The sequence below is a fragment of the Acinetobacter sp. C26M genome, from assembly GCF_023702675.1.
Classification (GTDB): domain Bacteria; phylum Pseudomonadota; class Gammaproteobacteria; order Pseudomonadales; family Moraxellaceae; genus Acinetobacter.
The window spans coordinates 259,121-271,802 of sequence record NZ_CP098478.1 but is presented as its reverse complement, the minus strand read 5'-3'; the positions used below and the strand labels follow the sequence as shown (position 1 = coordinate 271,802).

The window sequence follows — 12,682 nt, the reverse complement described above, 5'->3', positions numbered from 1 at the left end:
AGTAATAAGATTGCGGTGGGCTATTTTTCGGCTACCCCACCTATAGCGGGGTCAATACAGGGGGCGGATTTAATCCAGAGAGATGTGGCGACTGGTAGGAGTTAGACCAGTAATATTTTTGTTCTATATCTTGGCTATGCAACATTGGTTCATTTACATATTGCTGAACTTCCGTCACCACCACATGAAAACAAGATGGTAAATGATCATGATGATCTTGCAAACTTAAGGGCATCGGTAAATCTGCTGCGACTTTATCGAAAACAGCGCCTTGTTCAGAGCTGTGTGTCTTTTCAGCGACATGATGCCCCAAATGACTCAATGTACTGTATTGACTGACCGTTTCATGCGCGCAAAACGCTGCCGCCACATTCCAGAAACTTTGGAACATGAACAAACTCAGCAAGACGGTCACGAAAACGGTTGAGCGTTGCAACAGCACACCCTTACAGTAAATTGCACAAAGGCACTATAGCAGGCTATGCCAATGTAATAAAATTACAAAACAATTTTCAGTCAATTTCCCACTGATTTAAAACGTTTTTTGATTCTAAAGAAAAAGCACTTGATTACGTTTAGGTCCTCAGCATGTATAAAACCTTATCCCTTTTACTCTTCACCAGCTGTTTCGTTCTCGGTGGTTGTGCGACTGCGCTACTCGACAGCACCTTTCCTAAAGAAACTACACATACCCAAGCCATTAACTTACAAAGCGATCAGATTATTGCATTAGGTCAGGCTGTTCAAAATCAGAAAGAACAAGGCTTGGTGTTTATTGGTCAAGACTTCAACTACTTAATGACTGATGGCAGTACAGAACTGTTAAAGTTACTCAAGGCGATTCCAGTTGAGCAACGTAGTATAACCAGCCCTACGCCCCTCGTACTCACTATGGACGACGCCAGTCATTTTCGTGGTGTGTTGCAGATTCGCTATAACACAGCGATGGTTGATCTAAAGCAAACTCAAAAAGATTTATTAAAATCGTTGGGTTTTAGAGAAAATTTTGATTTGCCAGCGAACCAGCAGACGGCAACTTACCCCTATATCAATGTGTTTTTTAAAGGGCAGCTCTATCAGGGCCAAGACACTCAAAAAATCCAGCAGCGATTGCCTGTAGCTTATCCCATCACTATACAACAACAAATCACCACCACCACCAAGCATCCAATTAAACGGGTAACACACACCGTTCTTTACCCACTTGCAATGGCATTTGATGTGATTACTATTCCACCATTGCTGATTATTTCTGATCTTAAGGGTGATTTTAATAAATAAATTCTACTTTCTCATCAGACTATTCATCTCGCACGCTTCATGAACTCACATTTTCATAAGCAAAAAAAACCAGCTCGAAAGCTGGTTTTTTTCTATCAGGGCTTAACCTGTAATTTTTTTGTACTTGGTACGTTTTTGAGCCGCATCATCACCTAGACGTGATTGGCGATAAGCTTCGTATTCTGCATAGTTACCTGTGTAGAATTCAGGCTGTTCATTCTCAAATGACAAGATGTGCGTTGCAATACGGTCAAGGAACCAACGGTCATGCGATACCACCATGACTGTACCTGGGAATACAAGAATTGCATCCTCAAGTGCACGTAAAGTTTCAATATCCAAGTCGTTTGATGGTTCATCCAGTAAGATTACGTTTGCACCCATCTGCAAGATCTTGGCAAGTTGTAAACGGTTACGTTCACCACCAGACAATTCACCTACACGTTTTTGCTGATCTTGGCCTTTAAAGTTAAAGCGACCGATATAGGCACGTGATGCGATTTCGTAATCACCAATTTTTAAGATATCTAAACCACCAGAAACTTCTTCCCAAACGGTTTTATTGTTATCCAAAGTGTCACGAATCTGACCAACGTAAGCCACTTTAACCGACTCACCTAAAGTCACAGTACCTGTATCAGGTTGCTGTTCGCCAGTCATCATACGGAATAGCGTAGTTTTACCCGCACCGTTTGGACCCACGATCCCCACAATCGCTGTAGGCGGTACAGTGAAAGTCAGGTTTTCATAGAGTAAGCGACCATCGAATGATTTACTGATCCCTTCAACTTCTACAACTTTATTTCCTAGGCGCGGACCAGGTGGAATATAAATTTCAGAAGTTTCGTTACGCTGTTGGAACTCACGTGAGTTAAGTTCTTCAAAACGCTCCATACGCGCTTTGTTTTTCTTTTGCTGACCTTTGGCATTTGAACGAACCCATTCAAGTTCTTTTTTCAATGCTTTAGCAAAAGATTCTTCTTGCTTGTTCTCTTGCTCTAGACGCGCATTCTTTTGTTCCAACCAAGAAGAATAGTTGCCTTGATAAGGAATACCCATACCGCGGTCAAGCTCAAGAATCCACTCAGCCACGTTATCCAAGAAATAACGGTCATGCGTAATCGCAACGATTGTGCCTGGGAAATCTTTCAAGAAACGCTCTAACCAAGACACTGATTCAGCATCTAAATGGTTCGTCGGTTCGTCTAAAAGCAACATGTCTGGCTTAGAAAGCAATAAACGGCAAAGTGCAACACGACGACGCTCACCACCTGAAAGTAGCGATACATCTGCATCCCACGCTGGGAGGTTCAATGCATCAGCAGCAATTTCAAGCTGGTTATTCAGGTTGTGTGCATCCCATGCATGGATGATTGATTCTAATTTCTCTTGCTCTTTCGCAAGCGCATCAAAATCTGCATCTGGTTCAGCATATTCAGCAAAAACTTGATCGAGACGCGCCAAAGCATCCAGTGCTTCACGTACGCCATCTTCAACGTTACCACGAACGTCTTTAGTCGGATCAAGTGGCGGTTCTTGTTCTAAATAGCCGATTTTGATTCCTGGTTGTGCACGAGCTTCACCTGAGAAATCTTTATCTACGCCAGCCATAATACGGAGTAAGGTTGACTTACCTGCACCGTTCAAACCAAGCACACCAATTTTTGCGCCTGGGAAAAATGATAAAGAGATGTCTTTTAAGATTTCGCGCTTAGGCGGAACCATTTTAGACACTCGGTTCATCGTATAAATATATTGGGCCACGCAGGACTCCTCAATTGAAAAACCAATACATCGCAAATAAGCGAATAAAATAATCGGGCGTATTATACGCTGAAAACCCGATTGACTTGAAGTTAAGTTGGGATTTGTTTGCCTCGAACAAAGGATTTTCTTTTTCAAGACATTACAAGCTTGAATGATTTCACTTTTCCTAAAACCGCGACCAGAACGAAAGCAGGGGCTATATCACCAAAACCGCTATGCAGCGCAAAAAATATGCACCATTTTGGGTAAAATATGCGCTAGACTCGGTCAGTATTTAACTCACGTAGATGATGTAATCATGACCTATAAAGATGAAACATTAGCCATTCATGCGGGATATTCACCAGAGGCAACGACTAAAGCAGTGGCTGTACCCATTTATCAAACCACCTCTTATGCCTTTGATAATACGCAACATGGTGCAGATCTGTTTGACCTCAAAGTTCAAGGCAATATCTATACCCGCATTATGAACCCGACCACTGCTGTACTTGAACAGCGTATTGCTGCATTGGAAGGTGGGATTGGGGCACTGGCTTTAGCATCAGGTATGGCTGCGATCACTTACGCAATTCAAACCATTGCCGAAGCAGGTGACAATATCGCGTCAGTGTCTACTTTATATGGTGGGACGTATAACCTGTTTGCTCACACACTGCCAAAGCAAGGTATCGAAGTCCGTTTCTTTGATTATCAGAATCCAGAAGCATTACGCCAGATTATTGATGACAAAACAAAATTGGTCTTTGTTGAATCTATTGGTAACCCGCTGGGCAATATTATCGACCTTGAAGCGATTGCCAAGATTGCCCATGAGTATGGCGTCCCTGTTATTGTTGATAATACCGTAGCGACACCTGCCCTATTAAAACCATTTGAATTTGGCGCAGATATTGTGATTCACTCCCTCACCAAATATATCGGGGGTCATGGCAATAGCATCGGTGGTGTGATTGTCGATAGCGGTAAATTTCCGTGGGGCAAATTTCCTGAACGCTTTAAAGCGTTGAATACACCTGATCCAAGTTATCATGGTGTTAACTATGTGGAAGTATTGGGCGAAGCTGCCTATATCGCACGTGCGCGAGTGGTTCCATTACGCAATACGGGCGCAGCGATTAGTCCACTCAGTGTGTTTCTCATCTTACAAGGACTTGAAACCTTAAATCTCCGCATGGAGCGCCATACTGAAAATGCCATCAAAGTTGCAGAATATTTAAAACAACACCCCAAAGTTAAATGGGTCAATTACGCTGGTCTCACAGACCATCCGCAACACCATTTAGCGCAAAAGTATGTGAAAGGGAAACCTTCTGCCATCCTTTCCTTTGGTGTTCAAGATGGCTTAGCTGGTGGGACTCGCTTTATTGATGCATTACAGCTATTTACTCGTTTAGTGAATATCGGGGATGCTAAAAGTCTAGCTTGCCATCCAGCGACGACAACCCACCGCCAACTCAATTCGGAAGAGCTCAAATCGGCAGGTGTCAGTGAGGACCTAGTACGCTTATCTATTGGGATTGAGCATGTAGATGATCTGATTGCCGACCTAGAACAGGCCCTTGCTCAAGTTTAATTTTAATAAAATCAGCCAGCCCCATCCAAGGGGCTTTTTTTGTACAAAATATAAAAAATATGCTTGCTTTTTCAACTATTACAATACTTTATTTTAGAGCTTTTACTCTAAAAAAGCTATTATTTTTCAAACATTTACACTAGACAAACATAAAATATAGGTTAATATTAGACCAAAATAAAGTGTAGTGTTTAATCGTAATAAGAAGGCACTACAAACAACAGCGTGATTAATGTAGGTAACTTACATGAATGCAAAACTCAAAAAACTTTTTCAGCAAAAAGTCGACGGTAAAACAATCATTGTCACAGGAGCATCAAGTGGTATTGGTTTAACGGTTTCAAAATACCTTGCTCAAGCAGGTGCACATGTCTTATTGCTCGCCCGTACCAAAGAGAAGTTAGATGAGGTCAAAGCTGAGATCGAGGCTGAAGGTGGAAAAGCGACCGTATTTCCATGTGATCTCAATGATATGGAATCTATTGATGCAGTTTCAAAAGAAATCTTAGCAGCAGTAGATCACATTGATATTCTTGTAAATAACGCAGGACGTTCAATCCGTCGTGCGGTACATGAGTCCGTTGATCGTTTCCATGACTTCGAACGTACCATGCAGTTAAATTACTTTGGTGCAGTACGTTTAGTCTTGAATGTTTTACCGCACATGATGCAGCGTAAAGACGGTCAAATTATTAACATCAGCTCGATTGGTGTTCTTGCCAACGCAACTCGCTTTTCTGCTTACGTTGCGTCTAAAGCGGCATTGGATGCATTTAGTCGCTGTTTATCTGCGGAAGTCCACTCGCACAAAATTGCGATTACCTCTATTTATATGCCTTTGGTCCGCACACCAATGATTGCACCAACCAAAATTTATAAATATGTACCAACGCTTTCACCTGAAGAAGCAGCCGATTTAATTGCTTATGCGATCGTGAAGCGTCCGAAAAAGATCGCAACCAATTTAGGCCGACTTGCATCGATTACCTATGCAATTGCACCAGACATTAACAACATTTTAATGTCGATTGGTTTCAACTTATTCCCAAGTTCTACCGCGTCTGTTGGTGAGCAAGAGAAGTTGAATTTAATTCAACGTGCTTATGCGCGTTTGTTCCCAGGTGAACATTGGTAATCCATTTTAAAGATTCAAAAACAGCCGATCTTTTGATTGGCTGTTTTTTTATTAGAAATAAGTTCTAACTGGTTTGATTAATCCAGTCGGTGGTTTTACGGATCGCTGCTTCTAAATTTCCCATCGAAATCTGCCAACGTTGTTGAAACTGTGTCAATCGTTCTCGCTCCAACTGCTCTGTTCTTAGAAAATTTAGCATTTCCGCAGACATTTCTAATTTTTTCGCCAACCATTGCCATTTTAAAATAAGCTTCAGCAGTCCAACTGGTACATGTCTGGTTGGTGCACTCACCTGTAATCGATCTGCAATCATTTGAGTGAGTTGATGCAAAGCCAGATTATTTTCACTGACAGCCAACATCGCTTGATTCGACAAAGCCATATCCATAGAAGCACTGACCATTATCCGGCATAGGTCATCGACACGGATTAAAGGTAGATAATGCTGAGCCGTTGCAGGGATGGCACTCATTTTTCCCCGTTTGAGCACATCAATCATTTGCGCGATCGGCTGATTCGTGGGAATTTCACCAGAGACATCATCACCAACAACTGTTGCAGGATGAATAATAGTCCAATCTACGGATAGCTGTTGTGCCTGTTGTATCCATGCAAAATGCGCTTCTATTTTAGACGCTTCATAAGCCCCTAGATGCTGATACACAGCTTGCCACTCGGTACGATCAGGTTGTTCAATGCAGATCCCTGCTTGCTGTAAATGACCCGTGATCGTCAACATATAACCCGAAACATGTACTGCACGTTTCAAAACACAATATTGCTGAACACAATTCAATAAATTCAATGCACCTTCTACATTTACGGTCCGCGCTTGTTGCATACTCAGGTTCCACGCAAATAACGCACTACTATTATATAAAGTGTCCACTGCGCTTAATTTTTGCCAATCTTGCTCGCTGATGGCAAGCTTAGCCTGTGTTACATCACCTTGGATAAAACTCAATTGATTCAAGGATACACCTTTTTGACTGAGCCAATTTGTGAGCACGGGTTGTTGCTTCGCTTGATTCCGGACTAAGGCAAAAACCCAATGTCCTTGTTTTAATAACTCTAAAATTAAATAGCGGCCAATAAATCCTGTCGCACCTGCGACCAAAGCGACTTGTTGCTCTGGCTGAGTTTTTAAGTTGTTATGCGCCATCTCATATGCTCTTTTGATTGAATGTAGGCATAGGCTAAAGGATGGAGTACACTCAATGGTCAAGTCATTTTTTAGACATATTCAAGAATAATAAGGATAATCGCCATGTTAATTGGACAATTGGCAAAACAGACTGATTTAAGTCGAGACACCATTCGCTTTTATGAAAAAATGCAGTTGATCCAGTCCATCACCTGTAATAATGGCTATAAAGATTATTCAGAACAAACGCTACAACAGTTACAACTGATTCGTACCGCGAAAAACCTTGGATTCTCGCTCAATGAAATTAAGCAGATTTTAGCGATGACAGCCCAAGATGAAATCCCTGCCCCACAAGTACAAAGCATTTTCCAAGACAAGTTAGATTTGATAGATGAAAAGATTGCACAACTTCATCAAATCAGAACGATGTTAAGTCGATTTACTCAGGGTGAAGCTTGCCCACTGAGAAAAGATTGCCCGATTCCAGAGCTCAATTAATTGCTTTAAAAAACTTTCTGAAATCACAACAAAAGCTCGTGTGTATAAACTAAAACTTATCCACAGTTTTGCTGCATTAATCATCAGTATCGTCTATTGATTTCTCTTCTGGTATATTTTATGGATCATTTATTTTCAGTGCTATTGCCACACTCCATTTTCAATACAAGCATTCCATGTCTTGAATTGAAATAAGAAAATGAAATCTGAAAAAATACCCTGATTACAATCCCCTTACACAACATCAGCTTGTTTATGTTTCTAAATTGTCCCTTGATACAGCTCAATTATTTGCTTTTAAAAATATTAAATTCTCAATATTGACCATTCTGACATTCTTTATCTGTCAAAGAGTTAGCAAAAAACCAACTTATTCTCCCCATATAAAAATGTATTCATAAAAAACATACAAAATAGTGTCATTTTCATGCTTTTTTAGCGGTATATAACATTCTGTAAAGATTCAGTTACAGAATCTTGCTTGGTTGAAAAGGAACGTATATGAGTCAGACATATAGCAAGGAAGAAAAAAGAAGTCGTATCAAAGGTATCGTCGGTGCGGCATCAGGGAATTTAGTTGAGTGGTTCGATTTCTATATTTATGCCGTTTTTGCTGCCTATTTTACCCATGCATTGACCGCTCCAGATATGGAACCAACCACCAAAGCCATTTATGTTTGGGGGGTGTTTGGTGCCAGTTTTTTCATGCGCCCAATCGGGAGTTGGCTATTCGGACGTATCGCTGACCGTCAGGGCCGTAAGCAGTCGATGGTTATTTCAATCTGCTTAATGGCACTCAGCTCATTTCTGTTTGCTGCCTTACCGACTTATGACCAAGTCGGAATGTGGGCACCCTTTTTACTGCTCATGGTTCGATTACTGCAAGGCCTCTCTGTCGGTGGTGAGTATGGTGCTGTTGCGACCTATATGAGTGAACTCGGCTTAAAAGGGCAACGTGGCTTCTTTGCATCATTCCAGTACGTCACCCTTTCAGGTGGTCAGTTACTTGCCAGCTTACTTGGGGTAATCTTGCTGGGCTTTATGACTGAACAACAATTGAATGATGGTGGCTGGCGTATTCCTTTCGTCATCGGCGGTATTGCGGCATTATTGTCTTTACTCGCGCGTAGTCGTTTAGAGGAAACCTTGTCACATGAAGATGCTGACCGTGAAGAATCAGGTAGCTTAGTTGCCCTGCTTAAACAGCATTGGAAAACTTTCCTATTGGTTGTCGGCTATACATCAGCTGGTTCACTCACCTTCTATGTTGTCACGGTTTATTCAAAAACCTACCTCACCAATATTGGTATGGATGGCAAAACCGTTGGCTTTATCATGACCACGGCGCTATTTGTATTCATGTTGGCACAACCGTTGTTCGGCATGTTGTCAGATCGCATTGGCCGTCGTGCTTCCATGTTGGCATTCAGCTTACTCAGCGCAATCTTTATTTATCCGGTCATGGTGACAGGTATGCGCAGCTTTGCTGACTCCCCTGTGATTATCACCCTATTACTGATTTTCTTGATGATGCTGCTGAGCTTCTATACCTCAATCAGTGGTCTAGTCAAAGCTGAAATGTTCCCGCCGCATGTCCGTGCATTAGGTGTAGGTTTCTCCTATGCGGTGGGTAATGCACTCTTTGGCGGTTCGGCGCCATCCGTAGCGTTATTATTTAAAGATGCTGGCATTGAAAATACCTTCTTTGTATACGTCATTATCATGTTATTGATTTGTTTCATGTGTAGTTGGGCATTACCGAAAAAGCCTGAATATCTTGAACATGACCACTAAATAAATTGTGTTCTAAATCGAAACCACTTTTGTAAAAGCAGAAGTGGTTTTTTATTTTGAGTGTTATTGCAAATAAGGATTTAAATTCACAAGCTGCTTAAACCCACTCTGCACCAGCATAGCAGTACGAGATCGAGGTCGTTGCTGTGCTTCCTGTTGAGTAAATTTAATCATGATCTGATTGAAGTCAAGACGAGGGTATTTTTGCAATAATTGCTTTCTAAACTCCTTTGAAAACTCAAAACCACGACTGCCGATCACATCACAACTGGCCGATTGTTGCAGCAAATGCGCTTCTACCCCCTCATCAAGTCCAACATAAGGATTCATATGCATACTGATCACATCAAAAAGTTGATCGGCTCGTGCAGTCTGCCACCCCTGTTCAAGCGACCAATCTCTTGCAGCATAAGCACCCTGCCCAGCAAAACAACGACAATGTTGATGATGCTGATAATGTTGTTCGGTCATACCTAAATCATGCAATAAGCATGAAACTGCTAATAATTCATCATCACGTTGCAGGTTTTGCATCTTGGCAAAAGCAATGGCATAACACCATGTACGAAGACAATGATTTTGCAGAGACGCTGAGCTACAGGACTGCATCTCTTCTAAAGCTCGTTGCACTTCTACGCTATCAGGCAAGACAAGATCATCCAGACGCAATTCATGCTGAACGGTTGGTCTGGTAAGATTCGCCAAACTGTACATTTTTATACTCTGTTTTAACACAGGAAAAAGGCTATGCCTCAACAGCAGCATACGATCTTTTAAGGATAAATCACCTGAGGTTTGCGCCATCCAAGCTTGTCGACCAATTTGCATTTTTGTTCTCTTTTAAAATTAGAGTAATTACTCTAATTTTTACTCAAAAGAATTACGAAAGTCAAAAGTATAGCGATCAGTCTTCAGGTTTCTCATCGCTGCATCTATATTCAAACGACCATTTTTCTCACACTTATCACATAATTTTAAAAACAACTTAAATCAGATTATTGGCTAAAATTAAACATTTTGTTCGTTTAATCCGCTTTTTGCGTAGTTTTTATTCTTATTTTTAATAATTAATTAAGTTTTTATGCATAATGGACAGCGCTTTATTTTCTATTTTTGGTGTATTTTTTAACACTTTTCCAATGACAAGAGGTTACAACTTAAGGGAGTAAATAATGCTGACGCTGATCGGTATTCTAATTATTGTGACGATTGTCGTGCTATTGATGTCTGGAAAAACCAGTCCTATTGTAGCCATGTCGATTGTTCCTCTTATTGGCGCCCTCATTGCTGGTTTTTCGATTAGCGAGATTTCTGGCTTCTTTGAAGCTGGTCTAGCCAAAGTGACCAAAGTAGCGACGATGTTTTTATTCGCTATTTTATTTTTCAGTGTATTAAAAGAATTACATGTCTTTGACCCTATGATTAAACGTATGGTGCAAATGACGCGTGGCAATGTGGTGATTGTTGCCGTGATGACCACTGTGATTGCAGCAATTGTGCATCTGGATGGTTCTGGTGCTGCAACCTTCCTGATCATTATTCCTGCCTTACTTCCCCTGTACCGTAAACTCGGCATGAGCCCCTATCTGATGCTCTTGCTGATGGCGGGTAGTATGGGGGTGATGAATATGGTGCCATGGGGCGGACCTTTAGGACGTGCTTCAGCCGCGACAGGTTTAGATGCTGCCACACTCTGGCATAGCCTGATTCCCGTTCAAGTGGCGGGTGTTGCAGGGATGATGGTATTTGCCGTATTTATGGGCTTACGTGAGAAAAAACGCATTCTCGCAGCCCAAGCTCTCGGTACCACGCCATTTGAACAAGACTGCATGGCCAAAGACCTTGCCGAAGATATTCAGGAAGATGCTCAACCTAAAAACCTGTGGTTTAACCTCGGTCTGATCGTTGCTGCCATTATCTGTTTAGCTTTTGGCCTATTCTCTGCGCCTTATGTGTTTATGATCGCCCTTGCATTGGTCTTGATTGTCAATTTCCCGCAGCCTAAAACACAGATTGAAGTTATTGGTCGCCATGCATCTCAAGCATTGAGCATGGTTGCCATTATTTTTGCTGCAGGTGCATTTCTCGGGATTTTGTCCGAGTCAGGTATGTTGCAATCGATTGCCTTGGATTTAATTAAAATTCTACCAAGCACATGGATTGGTAGTTTGCATATTCTAGTCGGGATCTTAGGTGTACCGATGGACATCTTTACCAGTACTGATGCCTATTATTTTGCGCTATTACCGATTGTGCAAGAAGTTACTGCTACCGCTGGAGTGAATGCTGACTCGGTCGTGTACGCCATGGCGATTGGTAACAATGCTGGAACATTTGTGAGTCCATTCTCACCTGCAACTTGGCTTGCAGTCGGACTGACAGGCACCGATATGGGACGCCATTTGCGCTATTCATTTGGTTGGATCTGGTTATTCAGCTTCTTTACCTTAGGCGCAGGCTTCTTACTAGGTCTTTATTAATCCTTGCCAAAATAAAAAAAGCATACTCAGGTATGCTTTTTTTATTACCTGCATGCGTTACCCACCTAAATCAAGCATTCGCTTTCGGATTACAGTTTGGCTTTTAACAATTCATCTAACCAGTCAATAAAGTCCTGAAAATATTTAGGACGATATTGGCGGTCGGTTAGCAACAGACTGATGGGTAACTGTAAGCTTGGAGTATCAGTAAATAAACACTGTAACTGTCCTTGCTTTACATAAGGTGCTGCATCAAATTCAGGAATTTGAATAATCCCAATACCTGCTAAACCTGCTTGGATATAAGCTTCAGTATTCTCAACCAATAAGCGGTAAGGCATTTTGACCCGATGTGCTTGGAATAAAAGCTCACTCCACTCTCGATAATGTTTAGCGATATGGTAATCCACAGCGAAGTGCTGTTGTAGTTCCTCAAAGCGTTGAGGTTCACCAAACTCTGCCAAATATTGCGGGGATGCAAGAGTCCAGATTTGGGTTTGGGTAATCGGTCTGATCAGTAAATACTCATCCTTCACCTGCCCGACGCGTACCACACAATCCAGCTGTTGCTCGATTAAATTAGAAAAATCATCACTGCCATTCACCAACACTTTTACTTTTGGGTAACGTTGATAAAACGCAGATAAATGAGGAATCAGAACTTGTGTGGCTAAGCGTTTCGGCATACCAATACTGATCTTACCTTCTTGACTACGCACATGGGTTTTAAAACGATTCAGCTCTTTTAACTGTGCCACCAAACGCATGGCTTCATCGTAAAACAAACCACCCTCATGGGTTAATGCCACTTTACGTGTGGTGCGATAGAACAACAGTACCTCATATTCCTTTTCAAGCGTTTGGATCGCATAAGTGACATTAGAACGTGGTAGTCCCAATTGCAGCGCGGCTTGTGCAAAGGACTGCTTTTCTGCCACTAAGCAAAAGATTTTTAAACGATCAATCTTATCCATTTTTATTGTTCAACTTTTTCGCACAATCAG

General features: G+C 41.6%; 11 protein-coding genes. 6 read left to right on the top strand and 5 right to left on the bottom strand.

The window, feature by feature from the left end:
* Positions 1-40 precede the first annotated feature (40 nt).
* Complete coding sequence (locus NDN11_RS01290) at positions 41-436, bottom strand: cation efflux protein, CzcI-like (RefSeq protein WP_216076271.1); 396 nt, start codon at positions 434-436, stop codon at positions 41-43.
* 152 nt (positions 437-588) lie between these two features.
* Between NDN11_RS01290 and NDN11_RS01285 the strand changes: the two genes are divergently transcribed.
* On the top strand, positions 589-1,281 hold the full coding sequence (locus NDN11_RS01285; RefSeq protein WP_167248587.1) for a YidX family protein: 693 nt from the start codon (positions 589-591) through the stop codon (positions 1,279-1,281).
* 102 nt (positions 1,282-1,383) lie between these two features.
* Here NDN11_RS01285 and ettA read toward each other — a convergent pair whose 3' ends face one another.
* Entirely contained in the window at positions 1,384-3,045 is a 1,662-nt protein-coding gene (ettA, locus tag NDN11_RS01280) for an energy-dependent translational throttle protein EttA (protein ID WP_251110555.1), read from the bottom strand.
* Between the two features lie 301 nt (positions 3,046-3,346).
* On the opposite strand from ettA, the gene NDN11_RS01275 reads away from it, so the two are divergent.
* Positions 3,347-4,624, top strand: a complete 1,278-nt coding sequence (locus NDN11_RS01275) for an O-acetylhomoserine aminocarboxypropyltransferase/cysteine synthase family protein (RefSeq protein ID WP_251110554.1) — start codon at positions 3,347-3,349, stop codon at positions 4,622-4,624.
* Positions 4,625-4,871: 247 nt separating this feature from the next.
* Positions 4,872-5,759 (top strand): SDR family NAD(P)-dependent oxidoreductase, encoded by an 888-nt coding sequence (locus NDN11_RS01270; RefSeq protein WP_004803857.1) that lies wholly within the window; start codon positions 4,872-4,874, stop codon positions 5,757-5,759.
* 64 nt (positions 5,760-5,823) lie between these two features.
* Here the strand turns inward: NDN11_RS01270 and NDN11_RS01265 are convergent, their stop codons facing one another.
* On the bottom strand, positions 5,824-6,921 hold the full coding sequence (locus NDN11_RS01265; protein WP_251110553.1) for an SDR family NAD(P)-dependent oxidoreductase: 1,098 nt from the start codon (positions 6,919-6,921) through the stop codon (positions 5,824-5,826).
* A 105-nt stretch (positions 6,922-7,026) separates the two neighbouring features.
* Between NDN11_RS01265 and NDN11_RS01260 the strand changes: the two genes are divergently transcribed.
* Complete coding sequence (locus NDN11_RS01260; RefSeq protein WP_167248583.1) at positions 7,027-7,404, top strand: MerR family DNA-binding protein; 378 nt, start codon at positions 7,027-7,029, stop codon at positions 7,402-7,404.
* 501 nt (positions 7,405-7,905) lie between these two features.
* Positions 7,906-9,198 (top strand): MFS transporter, encoded by a 1,293-nt coding sequence (locus NDN11_RS01255; RefSeq protein WP_005185604.1) that lies wholly within the window; start codon positions 7,906-7,908, stop codon positions 9,196-9,198.
* 63 nt (positions 9,199-9,261) lie between these two features.
* On the opposite strand, the gene NDN11_RS01250 is transcribed toward NDN11_RS01255, so the two are convergent.
* The gene (locus tag NDN11_RS01250) at positions 9,262-10,026 is read right to left on the bottom strand and encodes an HD domain-containing protein (protein ID WP_251110552.1); all 765 of its coding nucleotides are present in this window, start codon (positions 10,024-10,026) and stop codon (positions 9,262-9,264) included.
* Between the two features lie 344 nt (positions 10,027-10,370).
* Between NDN11_RS01250 and NDN11_RS01245 the strand changes: the two genes are divergently transcribed.
* On the top strand, positions 10,371-11,678 hold the full coding sequence (locus NDN11_RS01245) for a CitMHS family transporter (protein ID WP_251110551.1): 1,308 nt from the start codon (positions 10,371-10,373) through the stop codon (positions 11,676-11,678).
* 89 nt (positions 11,679-11,767) lie between these two features.
* On the opposite strand, the gene NDN11_RS01240 is transcribed toward NDN11_RS01245, so the two are convergent.
* Positions 11,768-12,652 (bottom strand): LysR family transcriptional regulator, encoded by an 885-nt coding sequence (locus NDN11_RS01240; protein ID WP_251110550.1) that lies wholly within the window; start codon positions 12,650-12,652, stop codon positions 11,768-11,770.
* Positions 12,653-12,682 lie beyond the last annotated feature (30 nt).